Genomic DNA, 24,685 nt, shown 5'->3' with positions numbered 1-24,685 from the left:
TGGAAAAAAATAGATGAAGGAGGGTGGCGGTGATGGATAAAAGAAGAGGGAATGATAAAAAGATTTCTATTAAAATTAATGGTGAAAAAACAAATTTTGAAGAAGATCTTCTTGTTTATGATTGGAAGTTGGGGGAATCTGAAGCGGCAGCCGGGGAAGAGGCGGAAGACAATGGGTTCGACTGGATCCTTCCAGATGATGAGGAAGCCCAACCTCCTAAGGAATACAAAAAAATCAATTATGTGTCAGGGAACAAAAAGAAGCGAAAGTCTTTCAAAAATCCTTTTCAGGACTCTGTTAATCTTTTAATGTCGATAATTGGCGCGGTTGTGGTGGGAGCAGTGTTGGGTTTTGGCACGCTTAAAGTCATTACGACAACGGATGGACCTTCTGTACCGGCGGCAACGCTGCAAGACAGTACAGCAGAAGGAAATACGGAAGGAAAGCAGGCGGTATCTGCTGTTGAATTACAGGATTTCTCAACGTCGATCCTTCAAGGCGGTGTGTTTTCATCAGAGGACTCATTAAATGCCATGAAAGACAGCTTGGCAGGGAAAGGTTTTGCCAGTGCCAGCGTGGAAAAGGATGGACAATTCTTTCTCTTATTGGGTGTTTCGGGAGATCTTGAGACAGCCAAAAAACTGGGAGGAGAATTGAAAGGTCAAGGGCTGGACGTATATGCGAAAGACTTTGTCCTTGGAGCAAAGGGAATAAACGCTTCGAGTGAAGAAGAAACCTTTCTGGAAAAAGGTAATGTCCTTTACAACACTATAGCGGAGGAAAGCAGCAAGGGAATGTTCGGCGGGTCTCCTGACGAAACCGCAATTCAAACCATTCAATCCGGAGTAAAGGAATTGGAAGGGATCAAGGTAGGACAAGAGTCCGTCGCTTCCATGAAAAAATCCCTGGTCAATGCAGGGAATCTTGCAGCAGCGATGAAGTCCCCGGAGGATGCCCAAAAAGTCCAGGAAGAACTATTATCCTACCTCCAACTTTACAGCGGATTATAGTTTCGACTGAATTAGACTATTTTCTAGGAAATAATCCTTTATGCAATATAGAGCCTCTCTCTCTCATTATGTCAGATATATGCCTGCTGACATAAGAGTGCGGGCTCTATTTTTACTTGTTTAGGGAGGAGGGATTTGGTAGTATAGTCATGTATCTCCCAATTTTTACTCTGAAAGGAATGGTATGGTGTGTCCAACCTCATACTCGCTTCACAATCTCCTCGTCGAAAAGAACTTCTACAACAAATCCAACTCTCTTTTTCCGTCATAAGCTCTACTGTAGATGAAACCTTTTCATCTGATTTATTGCCTCATGAAGTCGTGATGTATCTTGCACAGAAAAAAGCAAAAGAGATAGCGAATCAGCACCCCACCCATTATGTGATCGGTTCTGACACCGTCGTAGCTAAGGATGGACAGATCCTAGGAAAACCGGAATCGAAAGAAGAAGCGAAGGAAATGCTGAAGATGCTTTCAGGTTCTACCCATGCTGTCTACACAGGCGTTGCGATCCTTAATGGTGATGTGGAGAAACTTTTTTATGAAAAAACGGATGTTACGTTTTGGGAGTTGACCTCTAAAGAGATTGACGACTATATTGCATCGGAAGAGCCTTTTGATAAAGCTGGTTCATACGGTATTCAAGGGATCGGAGCGAAATTTGTCAAAGCAATCAAAGGCGATTATTTCTCCGTCGTCGGTTTACCCATCTCACGAGTGAATCGTGTTTTACTTGAAATGGGCTATCTTCAAACAGAATGACTCCCGAGTGTAAGAAAAGGAGGAACCAATGGTAAAAACAAAACCCCAGCACGAAGAAAACAGGCTGATGATCCGGGATTTCCCTCAAGACGAGAGACCCCGGGAAAGACTGATTCAAAGTGGTGCAGCCAGTCTATCCAACCAGGAGCTGCTGGCTATTTTACTCCGGACCGGAACAAAATCCGAGTCTGTTCTTCAACTGGCCAACCGGCTGCTCAATCATTTTGACGGATTGAATCTATTAAAGGATGCTTCCCTGGAAGAGATTACGAAAACGAAGGGGATCGGTCTTGCAAAGGCAGTTCAAATTATGGCTGCTGTTGAATTTGGTCGAAGAATCAGCAACTTAGCCTTTGATGACAGATATAGCATCCGCTCCCCGGAAGACGGAGCCAACTATGTGATGAACGATATGAGATTTTTGGCCCAGGAGCATTTTGTCTGCTTATACCTCAACACAAAGAATCAAGTTCTCCACAAACAAACCATCTTTATTGGAAGTCTGAATGCCTCCATCGTACACCCTCGGGAGGTCTTCAAAGAAGCCTTTCGGCGATCCGCCGCATCAATCATTTGTATTCATAACCATCCATCGGGAGATCCGACTCCAAGCAGGGAAGATATTGAAGTGACAAAAAGATTAGTGGAATGTGGTCGAATCATTGGTATTGATATACTCGATCATCTTATAATAGGGGAGAAGAAGTTTATCAGTTTAAAGGAAAAAGGGTATTTATGACACTATGATTTTTTTCCTGGTTACGATATAATAAAGTTTATGATTTTTACAAACAATATGGTGATTCTATATAACGCAGTCTGTGAATAAGGGAGTCATTCTACAAGGGAATGAGTCTTTTCGTTATGCATGAACGTACAATTATTGTGACGAAAATTACGAGGATAGAGAGTGATTGGACAACTCTCCTGTGAAAACACATATAAAATGTTAAAAACCAGCCAATTTGTATCAGAAAGGGAGATACCATTCATGTTTGGAACGAAAGATTTAGGGATTGATTTAGGAACAGCTAACACATTGGTGTACGTGAAAGGCAAAGGGATTGTCGTTCGCGAACCTTCTGTTGTGGCACTTCAAACAGATAATAAGCAAATTGTAGCAGTCGGAAATGATGCTAAAAACATGATCGGAAGAACACCGGGGAATGTAGTGGCGCTTCGCCCAATGAAGGATGGGGTGATCGCTGACTACGAAACAACTGCCACGATGATGAAGTACTACATAAAACAAGCGACACGTAATAAAGGCGCTTTTTCACGTAAGCCTTACGTCATGGTTTGTGTACCGTCAGGCATTACGGGCGTTGAAGAAAGAGCGGTCATTGATGCAACAAGACAGGCTGGCGCAAGGGATGCTTACACGATCGAAGAACCTTTTGCCGCTGCGATCGGCGCAAACCTGCCAGTATGGGAACCAACGGGAAGTATGGTCGTGGATATTGGTGGAGGAACGACGGAAGTAGCGATCATCTCTTTAGGAGGGATTGTGACTAGTCAGTCGATCCGTGTTGCCGGGGATGAAATGGATGATGCCATCATCAACTATATCCGCAAAACGTATAATCTGATGATCGGGGATCGTACAGCGGAAAACATCAAGATGGAAGTCGGTTCTGCCGGGGACTCTGAAGGAATCGAAGCGATGGAAATCCGTGGGCGTGACCTTCTGACAGGTTTACCGAAAACGATAGAAATAACGGCCGTTGAAATTGCATCTGCCCTTCGTGATACTGTATATACGATTGTCGATGCGGTTAAGAGTACATTAGAGAAGACACCACCAGAACTCGCGGCTGACATTATGGACAGGGGAATTGTGCTGACAGGGGGCGGAGCCCTTCTTCGTAATCTTGACAAACTGATCAGTGATGAAACGAAAATGCCGGTCCTCATTGCTGAGGAGCCTCTGGATTGTGTGGCCATTGGTACAGGGAAAGCCCTTGACCACATTCACCTCTTTAAAAATCGGGGAAAATAATAATAGATAATGTATGGGGGACGTCTCCTTAAGGTTACTGATTTAATCTTAAGGCCGGCCCCATCTTTTTTCGAAGAACCATGAATATTTTGACGAATGATATCAAAAACAAGCGATTTTTGATATAGTATTTACTAGAATGAGAAAAGGTTGAGGTGTACATCATGCCACAATTCTTCCTGAATAAACGTTTGATCATTCTGCTCGTCAGTGTCATAGTCCTTGTGGGATTAATTGGATTTTCTTTGCGGGAGCGAGATAGCATCAGCTGGCCAGAGCAGTTTGTGAAAGATATGGTAGGATTCGGACAGTCATTGGTTTCAAAACCTGTTAATTATGTAGCGGGAGTTGTTGAAAACGTTCAAGATCTTCAAAATACATACACAGAAAATGAAAAGCTGAAAACACGTTTAGATGAGTTAGTGAAGCTTGAAACAAAAGTGAAAGATCTTAAACAAGATAATACTGAATTAAGAGCGGTCCTTGAAAAGAAGGAAGACCTTCGTGCCTATAACACGATTCAAGCCACCGTCATTGCAAGAAACCCGGATCGCTGGCAAGAGCTCCTGACGATCGATAAAGGGGAAGTGAACGGAATTAAATCAGACATGGCTGTTATTTCATCGGCCGGATTGATTGGAAAGATTAAGAGCGTAAATGAATTTTCATCCACTGTTGAATTAATTTCGACAAATAATACAAAAAACCGGATTTCCACAGTGATTCAAGGGAAAGAACAAGATATTAACGGGTGGATTGAAGGATACGACAGTGATAAAAAAGAAATCCTAGTTAAGCGGATTTCAAACGATATGAAAGTGGACAAAGGCTCTAAAGTGATGACCTCCGGGTTAGGAGGAGTGTTCCCTAAGGGTCTGGTTATCGGGGAAGTAAAAGAAGTGAAACCGGATCAATACGGCCTGACTCAAACGGCATATGTAAAGCCTGCTGCTGATTTTTATCACCTGGAGCACGTCATGGTCATCGACCGAGAAATTCAAGGTGTGACAGAACAGGAAGTAGATTCTGAGGAGGAAGAGCAATGATTAGCAGGCTCCTCCTTCCTTTCATGACCCTGCTTTTCTTTTACAGTGAAAGTCTATTTGTTCATCTTTTCCCTAATGAAGAATGGTTTGATCAGAAAATCATTGTTCCACATTTTCTGATTATTGTGCTGTTCTTTATTTGTGCGTATTATCAGTATCGAACTGCGTTGCTTTATGGTTTCATCTTTGGCTTTCTATTTGATATTTATTACACTGAAATCAATGGAATTTACTTAGTGCTCTTTCCGTTTGTCATCTTTTTATCACACCAGATGATGAAGGTTTTACATAATAACCTCTTTGTACTGGGAATCATTTCTCTTGTGAACCTTTCTGTCTTAGAGTTTTTGGTGTATCAAATCAATTTAATTATCCAGCGAACCGATTTGACGTTTATGCAGTTCGTGGACTGGCGTTTGTGGCCAACATTGGTCCTTAATATATTGTTTTATATAGTTTTGGCATTTCCACTTAGGAACTATCTCCTCCGTAAACGGAAAGAGTGGTTGGAAGATTAAATTCTATTAGTAATTTTTTCATAAAAAGAGGAAATGACACAGCTTATGTCGAATTTAATAGACGACTGAGGTGAAAATTTGCGCCATGAATAAAAAGCCAAATGTGATGATAAAAGGAACAAAAGAAGGACTGACTCTTCATCTCAATGATCAATGCTCCTTTCGCGAGTTGAAGAAGGAATTGGACGATAAACTGTCTGCCCATTACCGGGAAACGGAAGGGACTCCCCTCCTCACGGTCAATATTCAAACAGGCAATCGCTACTTAACAGATGATCAAGTAGAAGAGTTGAAAGAGATTGTAAGACAAAAACGCAATTTAGTAGTGAATGAAGTATGGAGTAATGTGATTACTAAGAATGATGCAGAGAAACTCATAGATGAACGAAATATAGAAACTCTAACCGGGGTTATCCGGTCGGGACAAGTCGTGGAAGTGCCAGGAGACATCCTTATTGTCGGCGATGTCAATCCCGGGGGAAAAGTTCTGGCTGGAGGGAACATTTACATATTGGGTTCATTAAAAGGGCTTGCCCATGCCGGCCACAATGGAAACCAGGAGGCGGTCATTGTGGCATCGAAAATGGTTCCGTCCCAGCTCCGGATAGGGGATTCCTTGAACCGGGCACCTGATCGGGTGGAGGAAGACGATGACCACGAAATGGAATGTGCGTATGTCGACGATCAGGGGCAAATTGTTGTGGATCGATTACAAGTTTTAAAGCATCTTAGACCAAATATTACTAGTTTTAAAGGAGGAAGCTAATGTGGGTGAAGCCATAGTTGTTACTTCAGGTAAAGGTGGAGTGGGAAAGACGACTACTTCTGCCAATGTTGGTACAGCATTAGCTCTACAAGGCAAAAAGGTTTGCTTAATTGATACAGATATCGGCCTCAGAAACCTGGATGTGGTGATGGGACTCGAAAACAGAATCATTTATGACTTAGTAGACGTTGTAGAGGGCCGCTGTAAAGTACATCAAGCTCTAGTAAAAGACAAGCGTTTCGAAGACAAACTATTTTTACTGCCAGCTGCACAAACAAGTGATAAATCCGCTGTTAACCCTGAACAAATGAAAAAGCTAGTATTGGATTTAAAGCAAGACTATGATTATATCATCATAGATTGTCCTGCGGGAATTGAGCAGGGGTATAAGAACGCTGTAGCAGGTGCTGATCGTGCGATTGTCGTCACGACACCTGAAATTTCTGCTGTTAGGGATGCGGATCGGATTATCGGTTTACTCGAAAAAGAGAATATTGAACCGCCTAAACTCGTCATTAACCGCATTCGCAATCATATGATGAAAAATGGTGAAATGTTGGATGTGGATGAAATTACAGCCCATCTTTCCATCGACCTTCTTGGAATCGTAGCCGATGACGATAATGTGATCAAATCTTCCAATAAAGGTGAGCCGATCGCTCTTGATTCAACAAGCAAAGCCTCTATTTCCTACCGGAATATTGCCAGAAGAATTTTGGGTGAATCTGTTCCGTTACAGTCCTTGGAAGAAGAACGGGCTGGAGTCTTTTCGAGAATTAAAAAGTTGTTCGGTGTAAAAGCATAATGATCAGTCCCGGTAAAGCGCATAGTGCGTTTTGCCGGGACATTTTTTATTCTCCCCATGAATATTCTTAAAGGACAAGTCATACATTGTAGCAAATCATGTGTAATCGAATGGACCTCTTTTTATATGGATCTAACATCCCTTGTCCATCATCATGAACACAGAACCATTAGTATAGAATCACTCCGGGATAGGGTGATGCATCAAGAAATGAACCAAACGTTAAGAAACAATACCTTATAAAAAGGAATGGTGTACATGGGGAATCGTGCGGATGAAATACGTAAGCGGATAGCGAAACGAAAGAGAACGAATTCAGGCCAGAACCCTTCATACTTCCTCCTATCGGACGAGGAGCGTTATGGAATGGAACGCCAGACAAGCTTTGAAGGCGGACCGCCACCTGAGGGAGTGCATCCTTTGTTTAAAAAGGAAACCTTTATGCTAAAAATTCTTGGAGCCGGAATCATGGTATTGGTGACGGCCATTATGTTTAAGAGTCCTTCACCTGTATTCAATGAGGCGAAATCAATTGTCACGAAAACCATGGATACAGAGTTTCAATTTGCCGCCATTTCCACGTGGTATGAGGATCAATTCGGAAAACCATTAGCCTTATTACCTGCCAGTAATACAAAGAAAGAATCCTCTTCAACGCAAAGTGCTGAATATGCCGTACCTGCGGCAGGGAAGGTCGTTGAGAATTTTAAAACAAATGGACAAGGAATCATGCTTCAAACGGGTTTAGGTGAAGATGTGGCAGCTATGAAGGGGGGCTTGATTATATTTGCAGGTAAGAAAGAGGAGCTTGGGAACACAGTCGTCATTCAACATGCAGACAAATCAGAATCCTGGTATGGCCATCTTGAGTCAATTGATGTGAAACAGTATGAATCGATTGAAAAGGGATCTCTTGTAGGCAAGGTTTCCACAAGCAGTCAGAACGATGTGACAGGAGAGTTTTATTTTGCGATAAAAATGGGTGATACATTTATCGACCCGATACAGGTGATGTCATTTGACTAATATCATTACACTTATGAAAAAATTTTATGTTCACCCTTTGCTTTGGCTTGTCATTGCCATAGCCATTATGACAGCTCACTTTTTTGAGCTGATTCTGCTTCTGATCATCATTACCATTCATGAATTGGGGCACGGATTGATGGCGCATTATTTTTCCTGGAGAGTGAAGAGAATTGCACTGTTACCATTTGGCGGCGTTGCCGAGATGGATGAACATGGAAACCGTTCACTGCGGGAAGAGTTCTGGGTGGTGGCAGCAGGTCCCCTGCAGCATATTTGGCTGATTGCCTTAGGGTGGGGGCTCTTGGGCACAGGCGTCATCAGCCAGGAAACCTTCTCACTTTTTCTTCAATTAAATATGATGGTACTATTATTTAACCTCCTTCCCATCTGGCCATTGGATGGAGGGAAGATGGTTTCTTTATTATTAGCCACGAAGTTTAATTATCTGAGAGCGTATGAGTACACGCTTCTCTTTTCTTTTGGCTTATTATTAGTGTTTCATTTGATTGTTCTCATAACCGCTCCCCTTCATTTGAATCTTTGGATTGTTCTTTCGTTCCTCTATTTCTCCCTTTGGGTGGACTGGAAACAGAGACGATATGCGTTTATGAAGTTTTTGTTAGAAAGGTATTACGGCAAGAGTCATCAATTCGTAGAATTGAAGCCCCTCCCCATCGAAGGGGAGGATTCGATTCTAACGGTAGTAGAGAGATTTCAACGTGGAGTGAAGCATCCATTGGTTGTATTCGAAAAAGGAATCGAAGTGGGGAAGCTTGATGAAAACGAGATCCTCCATGCCTTTTTCGCTGAAAAGATGACCTCTGCCAAAACGAAAGATCTTCTCTACCTTTATTGACGAATGAAGAGGAACTGTATAAAGTAAGGTCATACTAATAAAAGGGTTGGGTTCAACCCTTTTTTCTTATGACTTTTTTTGTAGAAAAGGGGTTTCCGCTGTGGAAGAAATAATTGTTCATAGTAAAAGCAGGGAAAAACGGTGGGTATACCGATCGAATAATGAAATCATAGGTTTACATACATATCAGCCCGGCGAAGAAACGTTGACGGGCAATATTTATTTGGGAAGAGTCATTAAAGTTCAAAAGGGACTGGGTGCAGCATTTGTAGATTTTGGTCACGGTAAAAACGGCTATCTGCATGAAAAGGACTTTCCGCAAAACGTCGAGGCGTATCATACTGGCAGCATTCCTACACCAATCGGGAAGTGCGTTCATGAAGGTCAAAAAATCATCGTGCAGGTCATGAAGGACGAAATTGGAACGAAGGGTGCAAGGTTGACGGCCGTTATTGAGCTGAGAGGGAATCATCTTGTGTACATGCCACAAGGGTACTACGTGGCGGTGTCTAAAAAAGTGGATGAAGAGAACAGGAAGGTATTACGACGCTTAGGGAACGAGTGGAAGAAGCCTGAAGAAGGCATTGTCATGCGTACCGATGCTGCTGAAGCGGGAGAAGCAGTGTTACAGGAGGAGCTCGTGTCATTACGTTCACGATATGAAAGTCTGCATGGGGTATCTCTTAGAGCCAAATGCCCCTCACTCTTATCGCAACAGGACACTTTCCATGAAGATCTCCTTGAACAAATGAAAAAGGGGAGTGGAGGAAAAATTGTGGTCGATGACTATGATAGCCTTCTTCATTTAGAGGAAATGAGCGGACACGGGATCAAAGATAAGTGGACCTTTGAACTCTATCAGGGTCATGAAAATATCTTTCGTCATTATCACGTTGCCCCTGCTTGGGAGAACGCACTGAAAAAAGTGGTATGGCTTGATAAAGGGGCATTTCTCGTCATTGAGTCTACAGAAGCCATGACCGTCGTGGATGTGAATTCCGGTAAGTTTACGGGTAAAGACGATTTAGAGCAAACCATTTTACAAACCAATAAATCAGCAGCAAAAGAAATGGCGAAGCAGCTCGCACTCCGTAATTTGGGCGGCATGATTTTAATTGATTTTATCGATATGAAAAAGGAAAGCCACAAAAAGGAAGTGATGGATGCACTTTCTGATGCGTTGGTATCGGATAAGCAGCGCACGACGATTGTAGGCTTCACTTCCCTTGGCATTCTTGAATTGACGCGAAAAAGGACCCGTCAGCCCCTTTCTGCCTACTTGACCCGTCCTTGCTCGGTATGTCATGGTACAGGAAGGGAAATGACGCCGGAGACGCTGGCATTTCAGCTTGAACGGGAACTGTGGGAAATGCAGGGGAAGGATGGTTCCGAAATTGAAGTGGAAGCGACCCGGGAAGTCGCAGCTGTTTTTTCTGGAAAACAGAATGTCCATCTTCAAAGATTGGAAAAGGCGTTGAGTAAAAAGATCACAATAAAAGTAATCGCCCATGATCATCCTCATTACCATGTAACAAAGATTATATGAATTTCGTGATTGTTATTGACAGTACATCAAATTTTATGATAGGATTCTAATGTTATTGATTGTAGCACCCGTGCTACAACCGCTCATTACAGGTACAAAAGTGTGGAGTGATCCAACACCTGTCATTGGCGAGTCTGAGTTTATAAGGAGGTGCGATTATGTACGCAATTATCGAAACAGGTGGTAAGCAAATCCGTGTAGAAGCTGGTCAAGCAATCTACATCGAAAAGTTGAACGCAGAGCAAGGCGATACGGTAACTTTTGACAAGGTTCTATTCGTTGGTGGTGACGATGTGAAAGTAGGAAGTCCTTTAGTGGATGGAGCTACTGTAACAGCGAAAGTTGAAAAACAAGGCCGCGCGAAAAAGCTTGTAGTATTTAAATACAAAGCGAAAAAGAACTACCGTCGTAAGCAAGGTCACCGTCAACCTTACACTAAAGTTGTCATTGACGAAATCAACGCGTAAGGCGTGATGACATGATTAACGTTTACGTAGAGCGTTCATCGGGGAAAAGAATCCGTTCTTTCTCAATGGATGGACATGCTGATTTTGCCGAAAATGGGCAAGACATTGTTTGTGCAGGTGCTTCTGCTGTTTCATTCGGCAGTATTAATGCCATTATGGCGTTAACGGGTGTAGAACCGGCCATTGAGCAATCCTCTGATGGTGGATTTCTTCGCTGTGTCATCCCTGATGATCTTCCGGAAGAAACAGAGAGCAAGATTCAGCTGCTACTTAATAGCATGCTTATCAGCCTCCAAACGATTGAAAGAGACTATAGTGATTTTATTAAAATAACCTTCAAAAAGTAGGAGGTGGAACAGATGTTAAGATTAGACCTTCAGTTTTTTGCGTCTAAAAAAGGAGTAGGTTCGACTAAAAATGGTCGTGACTCTATCTCAAAGCGTCTTGGTGCTAAGCGTGCAGACGGTCAAATGGTTACTGGTGGATCAATTCTTTACCGTCAACGCGGTACGAAAATTTATCCAGGCCTAAACGTCGGCCGTGGTGGCGACGATACACTTTTCGCTAAAACCGACGGTGTTGTTCGTTTCGAACGCATGGGTCGTGACAAGAAAAAAGTGAGCGTATACCCAGTTGCGAATGAAGCTTAATCGCATATCTTTAACGAAAACTCTAACCGACTTTCGGTTAGAGTTTTATTTTTTTAGGGATATGGGTGCGGGCTCGGTTTTTGGTACTGTATAGGTTATGTAGTGCGCTTATATATGGGTAAAGAGTTGTATTTGAGAAGAAAAAATGTTGATTTTGCGTTCGTTTTGCTGAAATTGCAAGTGTATCGTTGAATTTGAGGAAGTTTGGCTCAGGTATGAACGGGTCCGGTATTCTTATGATTGACTTTGGGTGATATATTATCGAGTTTGAGACATATATTATCGACTTTGACCTGTTTATAATCGACTTTTCGAATATATTATCGAATTCGACCATTTTATTATCGACTTCCAATTTTTATCTAAACGCGAAGAATTTTTGAGTGAATGTATGAATTTATTCCAAATAAGTGAAACATTCGTTGAGAATAAGCTTTGAATCCTAGGGAAATCATGCATAAAAGAGATGGAAAAAGTGATTTATTTTCAACTTTTGCATTTTATTATCAAATTCACACCATATATTTTCAAAAATCGAATTTTATTTTCAACTTCCACCCATTTATTTTCAAAACTAAGGATATATTTTCAATCCCTTGAAATCAAGCATTCCAACCGATTTTCATTCACCCCATCAATTTTACAGAAACGATATACGCACCAGTCCCATCTTTGATATACTTACAGGTAAGCACTTAAAGTATAGGAGTTAGATTATGAGCGAAAATTGGGGTGTAGTCGAGGCGTTACGACATGCTCGTCACGACTGGATGAATGATCTGCAATTAATTAAAGGTAACCTGGATCTTGATCGTGTGGAGCGGGCGAAGCAAGTGATTGAAGAAATGGTCCTTGTTGCACAAAATGAATCAAAGCTATCGAATTTAAAACTTCCATTATTGGCAGAGTGGATATTAACATATAATTGGTCAAGACATTTGATTAAGCTGGATTTTGAAGTACTTCAATTGGAGTCCGCACACGGGCTTGAAGACCGAAGACTTTACAACTGGTGCAAGGAGTTTCTGGAATTCCTTGAATCAAATGTAATGAACAATGTAGAGAATCAATTATCCATCTTACTGAACATTACAAAAGAACATTCCCGTTTGATATTTGATTTCACAGGTATACTAAAGAGTACGAGCGTGGTAGAAGACTGGATTAAAGATCAACAATCAAACGGAGAAAATATAGAAATAGAACAGCTTCAAGAAGAGGTTCTTGTCATTCATGTAATGGCTGGATAGTCGCCTCAATACAGGCGGAAATTCAACTATTGCACGGATAAGTTAGGAGTGAAAGTATGTTTATAGATCAGGTCAAGGTTTATACAAAGGGTGGTGACGGCGGAAACGGTATGGTTGCCTTCCGTCGTGAGAAATATGTACCTAAAGGTGGTCCCGCCGGAGGAGATGGCGGTCACGGTGCAGACGTTATTTTCGAAGTGGATGAAGGTTTAAGAACCTTAATGGATTTCCGCTATCAACGTCATTTCAAGGCACCTCGTGGAGAGCACGGGATGAGTAAGAATCAGCATGGACGCAATGCGGAAGATATGGTTGTCAAAGTTCCACCTGGAACAGTCGTGAAGGATGATGACACAGGTGAAACGATTGCGGACCTGGTGCAGCATGGTCAACGTGCCGTGATTACGAAAGGTGGCCGGGGTGGAAGAGGGAATTCCCGTTTCGCTACGCCTGCCAACCCAGCTCCTGAGCTTTCTGAAAAAGGGGAGCCTGGACAAGAGCGATATATCGTAATGGAATTAAAGCTTCTGGCCGATGTTGGATTGGTAGGATTCCCGAGTGTCGGAAAATCCACTTTGCTTTCAGTCGTTTCAGCAGCTAAGCCGAAAATTGCTTCCTATCATTTCACTACCATCGTTCCGAATTTAGGGATGGTTGAAACGGGAGATGGTAGAAGTTTCGTTATGGCCGATTTGCCTGGATTGATTGAAGGAGCCCATGAAGGCGTCGGACTCGGTCACCAATTCCTGCGTCATATAGAACGTACGCGTGTCATTGTCCATGTGATCGATATGAGTGGAATGGAAGGAAGAGATCCATACGAGGATTACCTGACGATCAATGAAGAGCTTAAGCAATACAATCTTCGTTTAACGGAGCGACCTCAAATCATTGTTGCGAATAAAATGGACATGCCTGATTCAGAAGAGAATCTGAAGATCTTCAAAGAAAAACTTCAGGAAGATTATCCTGTGTTCCCGATCTCGGCTGTTACGCGTCAAGGCCTGAGTGAGCTTCTATATGCTGTAGCCGATAAAGTGGAAACGACTTCTGAATTCCCTATTCATGAAGAAGAAGAAACAGGCATCCACCGTGTTGTTTACAAGCATGAAGAAGAAGAGAAAGAATTCGAAATCACTCGTGATCCTGATGGAACATTCGTTGTCAGCGGTGCGAAAATTGAGAGATTATTCAAAATGACCGATTTCTCAAGGGAAGATTCTACGAGACGATTCGCAAGACAGCTTCGTTCGTACGGTGTGGATGAAGCCCTTCGTGAGCGTGGTGCCGAGAACGGTGACACAATCCGCCTGTTAAAATATGAATTCGAATTTGTAGATTAAGTTTCATCCTTCATCTATTTCGGACAGAAAAGCGGAGGCGCTTGACTTATGACCTCGAGAGACAGGTGCCGTAGCTGGATGACAGAAAAGCTATGGTGGTCAAGGATAAGCCGCCAATGCTCTACAATAGAAAGCGAAAGCGGTACTCAGAGAGGCTTGATCATACCCTCTGGTCTCTGTAGCTAGACAATTGGAGGAATAGTCATTGGGGAAAAAATTTCAAGAAGGCAAGTTTTATTTAGTACGGGAAGACGTGCTGCCTGAAGCGATGAAGAAAACCCTGGATGCGAAAGAATTGATTGAAAGAGGCAAGGCTGACTCAGTATGGGAAGCGGTCCATCGGGTCGATTTAAGCCGGAGTGCCTTTTATAAATATCGTGATACAGTGTTTCCTTTTCACACCGTGGTGAAGGAGAGAATCATCACGCTATTCTTTCATCTGGAAGACCGTTCAGGAACGTTGTCTCATTTACTGAGTGAAACGGCCAATCATGGTTGCAATATTTTAACGATACATCAGACGATCCCATTGCAAGGAAGAGCGAATGTCACACTTTCTTTAAATGTGACTGACCTTACGATCGGATTGGAAGACTTACTCTCAAAACTCAGACGATTAGAATTTGTAGAGAAAGTGGAAGTGTTAGGTTCCGGAGCCTAACACTTTTTTTTGCTTAAAAGCTCTTCCTCTTTGTTTGTATACGTGTTAGAATGTTCAATAAATTTGGTGAGAGTGAGAGGAAGATCAGAGTGAAAATTGCGTATTTAGGACCCCAGGCTTCCTTTACAGATTTAGCTGTTAAGAAGGCATTCCCAGAAGAAGATACCGTATCGTATGTGACGATTCCGGATTGCATTGAAGCGGTGATAGAGAATGAGGTTGATTATGCCGTTGTCCCCTTAGAAAATGCCCTGGAAGGCTCGGTACATATTACAGTCGATTATTTATTTCATGAAGCGAATTTAGCGATTGTAGCTGAATTGACGTCCGCGATTCAGCAGCACTTAATGATACATCCAGAATGGAGTGACAGTGAAGATTCTATCGAGAAAGTTCTTTCCCATTCCCACGCATTGGCACAGTGTCATAAGTTTTTACATAAGCAGTTTCGCGGGGTACCCCTGGAACAGACGACGAGTACGGCTGCCGCTGCTAAATTCGTGAGTGAGAATCCTGACTCGTTCCTTGGGGCAATTGGAAACGAACTGGCAGCAGAAAAATACGGATTGAAAATCATGCATGAAAACATTCATGATTTTGCCTATAATCATACAAGGTTTATCGTTTTACATAAGACGGCTGATCCATTGTCACTTTCTCAGGAAAAAAGTCTGGAGAAGACGACCTTGATGGTGACTCTCCCAAAAGATCGATCAGGAGCGCTCCATCAGGTATTATCAACCTTTGCCTGGAGACAATTGAATTTAAGTAAAATTGAATCAAGACCTCTGAAAACAGGGTTGGGGGATTATTTCTTCTTAATTGATGTGGCTCATGAAATGGATGATGTCCTTCTTCCGGGAGCAGTTAGTGAAATGGAAGCCCTCGGATGCAAAGTGAAAATGATTGGGACGTATTCTTCTTATTTATTGGATAATTGAGCAGCAAAAAGGCAGATTCCAACGTGGAATCTGCCTTTTTTATATGCTCGTCGGGGCTGATCAATTGTAAGTTTGAATCAGGAAGCCTGCATCTTGAAGGGCTTTTTCTGCTGTCTCCAGGGCTTGTTCACTATGGGCCATTAAGGTATGTAAATGAACACCATCGGTTAATTCTGAAAGAAAGGAAGCCCCCGTTTCATCAATTTTGTTCATGAATTGTTCCACTTCCTTACGGTTGGACACCATAATCGAAGCGGTCAGGTCTCCGTATACGCCGTGTTCGATCTTTACATCCTTGACTGTGACACCGTGATCGACAAGTAAGAAGAGTTCTTCCTCCGACCGGTCAGGTGTATGCTGGCAAGCAACCGTCCGTTCAATCATTGTATCCTGATTCGAGGCAGGCATATACAAGTAGCCCTGACTCGTCGCAATGATGGGCTCACCCTTTGCTTTCAGCAGTGTGATGTCACTTACGATCACCTGTCGGCTGACACTGGTCTGCTTGGCGAGCTCTCCCCCTGTGATCGGGGCATGTTTTGTGATTAGTTTATCGAGGATCCATTGTCTTCTCTCATCTCCAAGGATCTTTTTTCCTGCCAAAGATATCTCCTCCGTCCCCAATTTATATAGAAAATCATACCACAACTTGTTCTTCAAGTTAAGGAAGATACATGAGCAGCGCGTATTTCGTATAACGCGTGTACAAGTTTCTCTACATGTTCTTCCTTTGTATCTCTCCCAAATGAAATGCGTATGAATTCTTTTCCGGCTCTTTGATCAACTCCCATGCTGGACAGTGTTTTAGACATAGCCCCAGTCCCTGAACCGCAAGCACTCCCTGTGGAAATGCATATTCCCCTCCGGTTGCATTCAAGCATCAGCCATTGACCCTCAAGCCCATGAATTCCCAGGCCGATTACGTGTGGTAGCTGTGCATGTGCGGGTCCCTCATAGAGCGTGTAAGAACCCGGAAGATGTTCTTCTAATAGCGATAGAAAATGGTCTCTCAGACGAGCATAATGCGGGATTGAAAAGGAATCATGAAATAAACTTGCGGCTGTCACGAATCCTGCTATTCCGGGCAGATTCACCGTTCCTCCCCTGAACCCGTCCTCATGTGTCTGGCCCGGGATCATAGGACAAACATCGATAGAAGGATTGATATAAAGAGCGCCGACTCCTTTTGGTCCATAAATTTTATGGGAGGATAGAGTGAAGCTGTCTACGATGGAAGTGTATTCCGTGATGTCTGTTTTCCCAAAGGATTGAACCATATCACTGTGCAGCAAGATATCATTGATTCTCAGTAGATTCTTGATGTCATGGAGAGGCTGGATCGTTCCGATTTCCCCGTTACAATGTCCGATGCTCACGACGGTTGTTTCTTCTGAAATCGCTTCTTCGAGTTTTTGCAGGTGAATCAATCCTTGAGATGTGGTGGGGATTTTCGTGACGGTAAAGCCCCATTGCTCAAGAAAAGCGGCAGAGGAATGCAGGGATGAATGTTCTGCACCACCAATGATGATGTGTTTTCCCTTGTGCTTCCTGCTTAGTGCGAGCGTGACGAGGGCTAAGTGATTTCCCTCTGTTCCCCCGGAAGTAAAGTAGATCCCTTTAGGTGGCACCCCAAGGACTCCAGCCAATTTTTCTCTGCATTTTGTCAGTAAAAGCTGTGCTTTTCCGCCTGTGTCGTGAAGACTGCTCGGATTCCCCCAGAACTCCTCACTGACTGTTTGATACACTTTCAAGCTTTCAGGATCAACTGGGGTTGTAGCGGCGTAATCAAAATAGTTCATCATGTAACCTTCCTTTGTTTAAATAGTCTGAATATATGAGACTTGTAAAAAACTCTTGTCATTAGTTTAAATATGTGTAAATATATGTGTCAAGACACCTGTAAATAATCAGGAGGGTTTTTGATGAAAAAGGCCGATGTTTTGATTGTTGGAAGTGGCATTGCAGCATTGCAACTGGCACGCCAACTTCAAGATCATTTTTATGTGATGATTATCACAAAGGATAAAATCGTAAGTGGCAACTCATATCTTGCCCAAGGTGGTGTTGCAGCAGCTTTAGGACAAAAGGATTCTGTCCATGCTCATTATGAAGATACATTAGAAGCAGGACGCTATCATCAGGATGAGGATAGCGTGAATCAACTCATTGTAGATGGAAAAAGAATCGTAGAATCCCTGGTAAACGAAGGGGCCCCTTTTGACCGCAAAGAAGATGGGAGTCTTTCTCTGGGGATGGAAGGAGCTCACAGTGCAAATCGCATATTGCATAGTGGGGGAGATCAGACAGGAAAGTATTTGGTGGAGCATTTATTGAAATCCCTTTCAAGAAACAAAGTCGAATTTATTGAAGGTGAAATGGTTTACAAGCTAGTTAAAGATGACAGGGGACACTGTTGCGGTTTGAAAACGAAGGATAAGAGTGATGCTATCCGCTATTATTACGCTGCCCACGTTGTTCTTGCCACGGGAGGAATCGGGGGATTATATCCTTCTACATCCAATCATCCGGTCGTAACGGGTGATGGAATGGCCCTTGCTTTTCTTGCCGGGGCTAAGGTTGCGGATATGGAGTTCATCCAATTTCACCCGACTTTGCTTTGGCTGAACGGGAAAACATGCGGTCTTATTTCAGAGGCAGTAAGGGGGGAAGGAGCTCTCCTGCTAAATGATATGGGAGAAAGAATCATGCAGGGAGTGGATCCTCTCTTGGAGCTTGCACCACGTCATATTGTAGCTGAATGCATCTTTAAGGAGCGGCAAAAAGGAAGAGAAGTGTTTTTAGATATAAGTAGAATAGAAGACTTTCAGTTAAAGTTCCCGTCCATCTCCTCTCTTTGCTTAAAACATAATATTTCTATTGAGGAAGGGAAGATCCCTGTTTCACCTGGATGTCATTTTATGATGGGGGGAGTACTGACCGATCGAGTGGGGAGAACCAATATTCCGGGACTGTATGCGATTGGGGAGGTAGCCTGCAGCGGTATCCATGGAGCGAACCGATTGGCCAGTAATTCGTTACTGGAAGGTTTGGTATACGGAGACCGACTTGGAAAATACCTCATTCAGAATGGTGGTAATCATCATTCATCCTTTCTGCTCTCTTCGATTGCTCCCATTCAAGAAGGAAAATCGGCACATATTCCTTTTCAGTCAAGCGATGTAAAAGAGAAAATGATGGAGCATGTAGGGATTATCCGTGATGACAAAGGATTGGTCACTCATTTGAATTGGTTAAGGTCCCAACCCCTGACATTTCATGAGCATATCGATTTCAATTCACGTGAAGAGATTCATACATACTTCATGTGGATTGTAAGCTCACTTGTAACTCAGTCCGCTTTATTACGGACAGAAAGCAGGGGAGGGCATATTCGATCAGATTATCCCCTTGAAGATAATGAAACATGGTTCAAACGAAAAATGATTTTACAAAACAAAGATGGTCGATTGAGGGTGGAGTATCATGAACAAAATGAAACTAAAATCTATGCTTGAAGAGTTTTATCGTGAAGATTTGGGTGATGGAGATCACTCTTCTGAAATCCTGTTTTCTAAAGACGATGAAGGATCTTTTTCATTCCTGATGAAAGAGAACGGTATATTTTGTGGGAAAGATGTGATCGAGCTTGGGTTCGGGCTCTTCAATCCATCAATCGAAGCAAGGGTGTTCATAGAAGATGGAGAAATGGTCGAAATGGGACAATTGATTGCTGAAATCAGAGGTCCAATGAGGGATCTTCTCCAGGCGGAACGAGTTGTCCTCAATTTGATCCAGCGCATGAGCGGTATTGCAACCGAAACCCATCGGGCTGTTGAGCAGGTGAAGGGGAGTGGGGTCCGTTTATGTGACACCCGGAAAACAACGCCGGGGTTACGGATGCTTGAGAAGTATGCTGTAAGGACGGGGGGAGGATTCAACCACAGAAGTGGCCTTTATGATGCCGTCATGTTAAAAGATAATCACATTTCATTTGCCGGATCGATTACAAATGCTGTTAAGCAGGTGAAAAGTCAAATCGGACATATGGTGAAAGTGGAAGTGGAAATTGAAACGAGGGAGCAATTGGTGGAGGCGATTGAAAGCGGAGCGGATGTCATTATGTTCGATAATTGCACACCTGCCACTATAAGTGAGTGGATTCCTCTTGTTCCTCCTCATATTGTGACAGAAGCATCAGGAGGTATTACAAGGGAAAATCTTTCAGCTTATGCAGCTACAGGAGTTCACTATATCTCCCTCGGGTACTTGACACATTCAGTAAAATCACTTGATATCAGCGCACGAGCAAGAATCGCGAAAGGGGTATAAATATGGGGTTGCTTGAAGAATTAACGAAACAAACAGGAGTACTGCCTGAATCGATTACAAGTCTATCGACAGAAGAGATGGAGAACCGGGTAAGAGAAATTAAGCTTCAGCTGGGAAAGAAGCTTTTCATTCCAGGGCATCATTACCAAAAAGATGAAGTGATCCAATTCGCCGATGCCGTTGGTGATTCTCTTCAGCTTGCCCAACTATCCGCGCAAAATAAAGAAGCGGAATACATTGTGTTTTGCGGAGTTCATTTTATGGCTGAAACCGCAGATATTTTAACGGATGAAAATCAAGTTGTCATCTTACCCGATATGAGGGCGGGCTGTTCCATGGCAGATATGGCTGATATTTACCAGACGGAAAAGGCATGGATCAAACTCATGGAGCTATTTGGTGACACGATCATTCCCCTCACGTATGTCAATTCCACTGCAGCCATCAAAAGCTTTGTAGGAAAGAATGGGGGAGCGACGGTTACGTCATCAAATGCACATAAAATGGTTGAATGGGCATTAGGACAGAAGGAGCGGATTCTTTTCTTGCCCGATCAACATTTAGGTCGCAACACAGCGGCTGACCTTGGCGTTTCTTTAAGTGAAATGGCCGTATGGGATCCGATTCGAAACGAACTGATCCATGAAGGAGACCTTGATGGCGTGAAAGTGATCCTGTGGAAAGGGCACTGTTCCGTCCATGAGAATTTTACAGAGAAGAATATAGAAGTAATCCGGAACAATCATCCTGACATGAAGATTATCGTGCACCCGGAATGTCGCCGTGAAGTGGTAGAGAAATCAGACTTGAATGGAAGCACGAAATTTATAATCGAAACCATCGAACAATCTCTTCCAGGCTCTTCTTGGGCGATTGGCACAGAGATGAACCTTGTGAAAAGACTGATCAATCAGCATCCGGATAAAAACATTGTTTCACTTAATCCTTATATGTGTCCTTGCTTAACGATGAATCGCATCGATTTACCACATTTAGTATGGGCATTGGAGAAAATTATTGAAGGAATACCTGAAAATATCATTAAAGTCGATGAAGGTGTTTCAAAAAATGCAATTTTCGCTTTAGAACGCATGTTAACCCGTGCTTAATGAATATAAATAATGAAATGACCAAGCCCGAAATATACCGTCCAATCGCCTGAGACGGTATATTTTTTTTTGAACACACATAAGTTTTTATGTAGATGATTAGCAATTTGCCTATCTTGTCATAGGATATATAGACTTATGCCTGAGGAGGGAAAAAGAGTGAAAATCCATATTGTTCAAAAAGGGGATACTCTCTGGAAAATCGCCAAGAAGTATGGCGTAAACTTCGAAGAGTTAAAACAAATGAATGCCCAGCTATCAAACCCTGATATGATCATGCCTGGCATGAAAATTAAAGTGCCGACTACAGGCGGATCCGTTAAGAAAGAGACACAAATCAAATACGGGTCCAAGGAAATGCCTAAGAAAGAGATGCCTAAAGCAGAGCATCCATTCAAAGAGCAGAAGCCTATGGCCATGCCAGTCGAAGAGCCAAAGAAAGAAAAGCCGAAAGAAGTACAAAAGCCGTTTGCACCAAAAATGCCTCAACCAGTAGTGCCGGAAATCGATATTAACAACTATTACATGATGAATATGGCTAATATGCAAATGCAACAGCCAATGCAAAAGCCAATGCAGCAAGCAAAACCAAAACCAAAACCTCAAATGCCGCCTAAACCTACTAATGTACTACCAAAAGCAAAAGAACAGCCAAAGCCAAAACCGATGCAAGAAGCCGTCCAAGGTGTTCAAGAAGAAGAAAGCTTACAAATGCCATCACAACCACAAGGAGGGAACACCCAACCTATGTATAACCCAAATAATTGCGTGCCTGTATCACCGGTAATGCCAGGACCAGGTTTCTGTCCACCACATGGATGGGGAATGCAGCCAGGAGGATATGGAATGCCGATGGGCCAAGGAATGCCAATGGGGCCAGGAAGCCAGGTTCAGGGGGCATCCATGATGCCAGGAATGCAGCAGATGCCAATGATGCCACAAATGGGATATGAAGAAGAGTCTTCTTCCGTTATGCCATACATGCCGCATGGTCAAATGCCGATGCAACAACCGATGCAGATGCCGATGCACATGCAGCAGCCGATGCAAATGCCGATGCAACAGCCAATGGGTCAGCCGTCAGGAGTAATGGGTGTATCGGATGAAGATGACTATCCATCGGTTCAAATGCCGCAACAGGTATCACCGGCTATGATGTATCCTCAAAATTGCTATCCAGTCTCCCCTGTCATGCCGGGACCAGGATTCCAGGGTGGAATGCCGGGTGGAATGCATGGCGGATATCCAATGGGACCTGGAGGTCAAGTACAGGGTGCGATGTCAGAAGAGTCCCCGTCTTCGATGATGAACGGGTATCAAATGCCAATGGGGCAACCATCCGGAGTAATGGGTGCACAAATGGGCGGTCAAATGCCGATGGGGCAGCCATCCGGAGTAATGGGTGCACAAATGGGCGGTCAAATGCCAATGGGCCAGCCATCCGGAGTAATGGGAGCAAGTGATCAGGGTGATTGCGGATGTGGCGGACCAAAAGGGTATGGACCGATGATGCATCATCCGATGATGCCACAACAAATGCCACAACAAATGCCTCAAGGAATGCAGCAACAACCATACGGCTTCGGACCAGGGATGATGGGTCAGGGAATGCCAGGCCAAGGAATGCCGATGGGACCTCAAGGTCAGGGAATGGGAATGCCAATGGGACCTCAAGGAATGTTTGGTCCAAGAGCATTTTCCATGCCGAACTACCATGACGATGACTTTGAGGGCTAACATGCATGTACGAGGGGACGATTATTCACATCGTCTCCTTTCTTTTTTACAATATAAGTTAAACGATCCCGGAGCATCCCTTAAAATGTTAAAAGAAGGGAAATGGAAGCTGAAAAGCAATGGTAGAAAGTGGTTTGTGAAACGATTTCCAAATCAACTGAAATTCTTACAGCAGGAACGGCTGATTTCAACGCTGTTAAGAGAAAAATTCTATCACGTTCTGCCATTCCATCCTATTCATGAGCGGGAGATATTATTATTTGAAGGATCTCCAATCGGTATTACAATGTGGTTGGAAACGTCTCAATCCATAAGCTATGATCGATCCAAAGATCGGGAAGATGCATTGAAGGTCCTGAAAAAATTTCATTCAGTCTCAGAAACAATCCGGGATTCATGGACAACAGAGATTCCAAGGTACAGATGGCTGAAAAAATGGAAAAAACGAATGATGCAGTTTCAATATAATCTACCCTATTTGCAAGCCTTCATTCAACCTTATTATTTGTATACGTATTTAGAATGGGGAAAGTGGGCGCTGAAAGAATTAAAATCAATCGGCATCGATGAGAATGGAAAATGCATTACTCATGGAGATGTGGCACATCATAATTTCTTAAGAGGAAAGAATGGAATCGTGTATATGATTGACTTTGATTTAATGTCCCTTTCTACAGCATTAACAGATGACCTGCAGTTTTGCAACCGGATTTTACCATATTTAAATTGGACATTAAGTGACATCAAGCGCCTGACTCCATTTCAATCATACGAGGATGAGCTTATTTTTTATCTTGGTTTAATGTATCCGTCAGATGTGTTTCGCGAGTGGAATCGATTCATCCGTGAAGATCAATACTATAAACAGCGTGTTTGGGGTTATTTAATCAATTTAACCCTTAACCAATTTCCACAGCGAATGCAATTCAATCAAGAGTTGCATGGAGAATTGAAAAGGATCAATACCCAATTGTAGGAGATGTCTCCAAACTTTGACCCGAATGAAAGGTGAGCTCCTTTCACAACCTAATGGTGAGCACAAATATGCTCGAGTATTGGGTTGAAGGAGGAATCACCATTGAATAAACGATTATTCATGGTACCATTAACAGCCGTCATGACATTGGGCCTTGCTGCATGTAATAGTGGAGAAGAAGAAGCTCAAGATCGATACACAGACTCCTATGAGCCCCTCGGCTTCTATTCAAACGAAGGCCACGGTGGAGATAAGGGAGATGAGAGGGACGGACCTCTAACGGAAATGTATGACCATTCTGTTGGAAAAGAGGGTCAGGATATCCGCCAAAAGAAACGCGAATTCCTTCAAGTAAGGGATGAGAATGGCAATCCTAAAAATCCTTCAAGACCACTTGCCAACTATGATGAGAATTTCTTAGCACAAGACGGTCGCGCGAGCCACGGTGATGCGAATTACCATGGACATCTTGATGATAATACACGAAATGCCAAGAGATCTTACTATACAGCTTATGAAGGGGACTTAGCTGAGAAAATCGGTGATGTTACTGGAAAGGTTGAAAATGTAAGCGACGTTCGTGCTGTTGCATATGGTTCAGATGTCCTCATTGCTGTAGAGCTGGATGACCACAGCAAAATCGAGGAAACGAAAGCCCGGGTCACAAAAGCCGTTCAGCCTTATCTTCATGGAAGGTCGGTTTCGGTTGTGACTGATGAAGGAACGTTCAGTCGGGTCAGAAATATTGACAATGATTTACGTGACGGCGGACCAAGAGAAGGAATTAACTTTGATATGCACGATATGTTTAAATCGGTTAAGAACCGTGTCAATGAGTAACAATGGTGAGACTACTTAAAGAGTTCAATCTCTTTGGTAGTCTTT

Annotated in this window: 26 protein-coding genes and 1 other annotated feature; of the genes, 24 read left to right on the top strand and 2 right to left on the bottom strand. The window is 43.0% G+C overall.

What is annotated here, in order from left to right:
* Positions 1 to 32: 32 nt before the first annotated feature.
* The 18 genes from Q1B03_RS04830 (at position 33) to pheA (ending at position 15,649) form a co-directional block, all read left to right on the top strand.
* Entirely contained in the window at positions 33 to 1,010 is a 978-nt protein-coding gene (locus Q1B03_RS04830; RefSeq protein WP_299738773.1) for an SPOR domain-containing protein, read from the top strand.
* A gap of 189 nt (positions 1,011 to 1,199) precedes the next feature.
* A complete protein-coding gene (locus tag Q1B03_RS04825) occupies positions 1,200 to 1,772 on the top strand; it encodes a nucleoside triphosphate pyrophosphatase (RefSeq protein ID WP_299738771.1) in 573 nt (190 codons plus the stop codon).
* A gap of 28 nt (positions 1,773 to 1,800) precedes the next feature.
* Positions 1,801 to 2,511 (top strand): DNA repair protein RadC, encoded by a 711-nt coding sequence (gene radC / locus Q1B03_RS04820; protein ID WP_299738769.1) that lies wholly within the window; start codon positions 1,801 to 1,803, stop codon positions 2,509 to 2,511.
* Positions 2,512 to 2,763: 252 nt separating this feature from the next.
* Positions 2,764 to 3,771, top strand: a complete 1,008-nt coding sequence (locus tag Q1B03_RS04815) for a rod shape-determining protein (RefSeq protein ID WP_299738767.1) — start codon at positions 2,764 to 2,766, stop codon at positions 3,769 to 3,771.
* Between the two features lie 164 nt (positions 3,772 to 3,935).
* Positions 3,936 to 4,817, top strand: a complete 882-nt coding sequence (mreC, locus tag Q1B03_RS04810) for a rod shape-determining protein MreC (RefSeq protein ID WP_299738764.1) — start codon at positions 3,936 to 3,938, stop codon at positions 4,815 to 4,817.
* A complete protein-coding gene (gene mreD, locus Q1B03_RS04805) occupies positions 4,814 to 5,335 on the top strand; it encodes a rod shape-determining protein MreD (RefSeq protein WP_299738762.1) in 522 nt (173 codons plus the stop codon). The genes mreC and mreD overlap by 4 nt, the downstream gene beginning before the upstream one ends.
* Before the next feature lie 85 nt (positions 5,336 to 5,420).
* Positions 5,421 to 6,101: a septum site-determining protein MinC gene (gene minC / locus Q1B03_RS04800; protein WP_299738760.1), complete on the top strand. Its 681-nt coding sequence runs from the start codon at positions 5,421 to 5,423 to the stop codon at positions 6,099 to 6,101.
* Position 6,102: 1 nt separating this feature from the next.
* Positions 6,103 to 6,906, top strand: coding sequence for a septum site-determining protein MinD (gene minD / locus Q1B03_RS04795; RefSeq protein ID WP_299738758.1), 804 nt, complete (start codon positions 6,103 to 6,105; stop codon positions 6,904 to 6,906).
* Positions 6,907 to 7,164: 258 nt separating this feature from the next.
* Positions 7,165 to 7,932, top strand: coding sequence for a M23 family metallopeptidase (locus tag Q1B03_RS04790; RefSeq protein WP_299738756.1), 768 nt, complete (start codon positions 7,165 to 7,167; stop codon positions 7,930 to 7,932).
* Positions 7,925 to 8,791 carry a M50 family metallopeptidase gene (locus Q1B03_RS04785; protein WP_299738755.1) on the top strand — a complete coding sequence of 289 codons (867 nt, stop codon included), beginning with the start codon at positions 7,925 to 7,927 and terminating at the stop codon, positions 8,789 to 8,791. Before Q1B03_RS04790 ends, Q1B03_RS04785 begins: the two co-directional genes overlap by 8 nt.
* 100 nt (positions 8,792 to 8,891) lie before the next feature.
* Positions 8,892 to 10,337, top strand: coding sequence for an Rne/Rng family ribonuclease (locus tag Q1B03_RS04780; RefSeq protein ID WP_299738752.1), 1,446 nt, complete (start codon positions 8,892 to 8,894; stop codon positions 10,335 to 10,337).
* A 67-nt stretch (positions 10,338 to 10,404) separates the two neighbouring features.
* Positions 10,405 to 10,483, top strand: a sequence feature (ribosomal protein L21 leader region).
* Between the two features lie 12 nt (positions 10,484 to 10,495).
* On the top strand, positions 10,496 to 10,804 hold the full coding sequence (gene rplU / locus Q1B03_RS04775) for a 50S ribosomal protein L21 (protein ID WP_034757222.1): 309 nt from the start codon (positions 10,496 to 10,498) through the stop codon (positions 10,802 to 10,804).
* A gap of 11 nt (positions 10,805 to 10,815) precedes the next feature.
* Positions 10,816 to 11,151 (top strand): ribosomal-processing cysteine protease Prp, encoded by a 336-nt coding sequence (locus Q1B03_RS04770; RefSeq protein WP_299738748.1) that lies wholly within the window; start codon positions 10,816 to 10,818, stop codon positions 11,149 to 11,151.
* Positions 11,152 to 11,163: 12 nt separating this feature from the next.
* Positions 11,164 to 11,454 (top strand): 50S ribosomal protein L27, encoded by a 291-nt coding sequence (gene rpmA, locus Q1B03_RS04765; protein WP_044339518.1) that lies wholly within the window; start codon positions 11,164 to 11,166, stop codon positions 11,452 to 11,454.
* A 716-nt stretch (positions 11,455 to 12,170) separates the two neighbouring features.
* Entirely contained in the window at positions 12,171 to 12,704 is a 534-nt protein-coding gene (locus tag Q1B03_RS04760; RefSeq protein ID WP_299738744.1) for a Spo0B C-terminal domain-containing protein, read from the top strand.
* Between the two features lie 56 nt (positions 12,705 to 12,760).
* Positions 12,761 to 14,047 carry a GTPase ObgE gene (obgE, locus tag Q1B03_RS04755; RefSeq protein ID WP_044339520.1) on the top strand — a complete coding sequence of 429 codons (1,287 nt, stop codon included), beginning with the start codon at positions 12,761 to 12,763 and terminating at the stop codon, positions 14,045 to 14,047.
* 205 nt (positions 14,048 to 14,252) lie between these two features.
* Positions 14,253 to 14,708 carry an ACT domain-containing protein gene (locus Q1B03_RS04750; RefSeq protein ID WP_113969485.1) on the top strand — a complete coding sequence of 152 codons (456 nt, stop codon included), beginning with the start codon at positions 14,253 to 14,255 and terminating at the stop codon, positions 14,706 to 14,708.
* A gap of 50 nt (positions 14,709 to 14,758) precedes the next feature.
* Entirely contained in the window at positions 14,759 to 15,649 is an 891-nt protein-coding gene (gene pheA, locus Q1B03_RS04745) for a prephenate dehydratase (RefSeq protein WP_299738732.1), read from the top strand.
* A gap of 60 nt (positions 15,650 to 15,709) precedes the next feature.
* Here pheA and Q1B03_RS04740 read toward each other — a convergent pair whose 3' ends face one another.
* Together Q1B03_RS04740 and Q1B03_RS04735 are read right to left on the bottom strand one after the other, a co-directional pair.
* Entirely contained in the window at positions 15,710 to 16,252 is a 543-nt protein-coding gene (locus Q1B03_RS04740; protein ID WP_299738730.1) for a transcription repressor NadR, read from the bottom strand.
* A 53-nt stretch (positions 16,253 to 16,305) separates the two neighbouring features.
* A complete protein-coding gene (locus Q1B03_RS04735) occupies positions 16,306 to 17,451 on the bottom strand; it encodes an IscS subfamily cysteine desulfurase (RefSeq protein ID WP_299738728.1) in 1,146 nt (381 codons plus the stop codon).
* A 120-nt stretch (positions 17,452 to 17,571) separates the two neighbouring features.
* On the opposite strand from Q1B03_RS04735, the gene nadB reads away from it, so the two are divergent.
* The 6 genes from nadB to Q1B03_RS04705 all read left to right on the top strand — a co-directional run bounded on the left by nadB (position 17,572) and on the right by Q1B03_RS04705 (position 24,640).
* On the top strand, positions 17,572 to 19,164 hold the full coding sequence (gene nadB, locus Q1B03_RS04730; protein WP_299738726.1) for an L-aspartate oxidase: 1,593 nt from the start codon (positions 17,572 to 17,574) through the stop codon (positions 19,162 to 19,164).
* A complete protein-coding gene (gene nadC, locus Q1B03_RS04725) occupies positions 19,133 to 19,978 on the top strand; it encodes a carboxylating nicotinate-nucleotide diphosphorylase (protein WP_299738724.1) in 846 nt (281 codons plus the stop codon). Before nadB ends, nadC begins: the two co-directional genes overlap by 32 nt.
* A 2-nt stretch (positions 19,979 to 19,980) precedes the next feature.
* Complete coding sequence (gene nadA / locus Q1B03_RS04720) at positions 19,981 to 21,087, top strand: quinolinate synthase NadA (protein WP_299738722.1); 1,107 nt, start codon at positions 19,981 to 19,983, stop codon at positions 21,085 to 21,087.
* Between the two features lie 159 nt (positions 21,088 to 21,246).
* The gene (gene safA / locus Q1B03_RS04715; RefSeq protein WP_299738720.1) at positions 21,247 to 22,824 is read left to right on the top strand and encodes a SafA/ExsA family spore coat assembly protein; all 1,578 of its coding nucleotides are present in this window, start codon (positions 21,247 to 21,249) and stop codon (positions 22,822 to 22,824) included.
* A gap of 1 nt (position 22,825) precedes the next feature.
* A complete protein-coding gene (locus tag Q1B03_RS04710) occupies positions 22,826 to 23,800 on the top strand; it encodes a phosphotransferase (protein ID WP_299738718.1) in 975 nt (324 codons plus the stop codon).
* Between the two features lie 102 nt (positions 23,801 to 23,902).
* Positions 23,903 to 24,640, top strand: coding sequence for a YhcN/YlaJ family sporulation lipoprotein (locus Q1B03_RS04705; RefSeq protein ID WP_299738716.1), 738 nt, complete (start codon positions 23,903 to 23,905; stop codon positions 24,638 to 24,640).
* Positions 24,641 to 24,685 lie beyond the last annotated feature (45 nt).

Origin of the sequence: uncultured Rossellomorea sp. (assembly GCF_947488365.1) — a bacterium.
Classification (GTDB): Bacteria; Bacillota; Bacilli; order Bacillales; family Bacillaceae_B; genus Rossellomorea.
This window is presented reverse-complemented; position numbering and strand designations above follow the sequence as displayed.

What these genes read in the sequence shown, in the direction of transcription:
- pheA (WP_299738732.1), top strand. Translation starts at nt 14,759, where the DNA reads ATGTTCAATAAATTTGGTGAGAGTGAGAGGAAGATCAGAGTGAAAATT.
- Q1B03_RS04760 (WP_299738744.1), top strand. Translation starts at nt 12,171, where the DNA reads ATGAGCGAAAATTGGGGTGTAGTCGAGGCGTTACGACATGCTCGTCAC.
- Q1B03_RS04710 (WP_299738718.1), top strand. Translation starts at nt 22,826, where the DNA reads ATGCATGTACGAGGGGACGATTATTCACATCGTCTCCTTTCTTTTTTA.
- mreC (WP_299738764.1), top strand. Translation starts at nt 3,936, where the DNA reads ATGCCACAATTCTTCCTGAATAAACGTTTGATCATTCTGCTCGTCAGT.
- radC (WP_299738769.1), top strand. Translation starts at nt 1,801, where the DNA reads ATGGTAAAAACAAAACCCCAGCACGAAGAAAACAGGCTGATGATCCGG.
- mreD (WP_299738762.1), top strand. Translation starts at nt 4,814, where the DNA reads ATGATTAGCAGGCTCCTCCTTCCTTTCATGACCCTGCTTTTCTTTTAC.
- Q1B03_RS04790 (WP_299738756.1), top strand. Translation starts at nt 7,165, where the DNA reads ATGGGGAATCGTGCGGATGAAATACGTAAGCGGATAGCGAAACGAAAG.
- obgE (WP_044339520.1), top strand. Translation starts at nt 12,761, where the DNA reads ATGTTTATAGATCAGGTCAAGGTTTATACAAAGGGTGGTGACGGCGGA.
- nadB (WP_299738726.1), top strand. Translation starts at nt 17,572, where the DNA reads ATGAAAAAGGCCGATGTTTTGATTGTTGGAAGTGGCATTGCAGCATTG.
- nadA (WP_299738722.1), top strand. Translation starts at nt 19,981, where the DNA reads ATGGGGTTGCTTGAAGAATTAACGAAACAAACAGGAGTACTGCCTGAA.
- Q1B03_RS04815 (WP_299738767.1), top strand. Translation starts at nt 2,764, where the DNA reads ATGTTTGGAACGAAAGATTTAGGGATTGATTTAGGAACAGCTAACACA.
- Q1B03_RS04735 (WP_299738728.1), bottom strand. Translation starts at nt 17,451, where the DNA reads ATGATGAACTATTTTGATTACGCCGCTACAACCCCAGTTGATCCTGAA.
- nadC (WP_299738724.1), top strand. Translation starts at nt 19,133, where the DNA reads ATGAACAAAATGAAACTAAAATCTATGCTTGAAGAGTTTTATCGTGAA.
- Q1B03_RS04830 (WP_299738773.1), top strand. Translation starts at nt 33, where the DNA reads ATGGATAAAAGAAGAGGGAATGATAAAAAGATTTCTATTAAAATTAAT.
- rpmA (WP_044339518.1), top strand. Translation starts at nt 11,164, where the DNA reads ATGTTAAGATTAGACCTTCAGTTTTTTGCGTCTAAAAAAGGAGTAGGT.
- minC (WP_299738760.1), top strand. Translation starts at nt 5,421, where the DNA reads ATGAATAAAAAGCCAAATGTGATGATAAAAGGAACAAAAGAAGGACTG.
- rplU (WP_034757222.1), top strand. Translation starts at nt 10,496, where the DNA reads ATGTACGCAATTATCGAAACAGGTGGTAAGCAAATCCGTGTAGAAGCT.
- Q1B03_RS04770 (WP_299738748.1), top strand. Translation starts at nt 10,816, where the DNA reads ATGATTAACGTTTACGTAGAGCGTTCATCGGGGAAAAGAATCCGTTCT.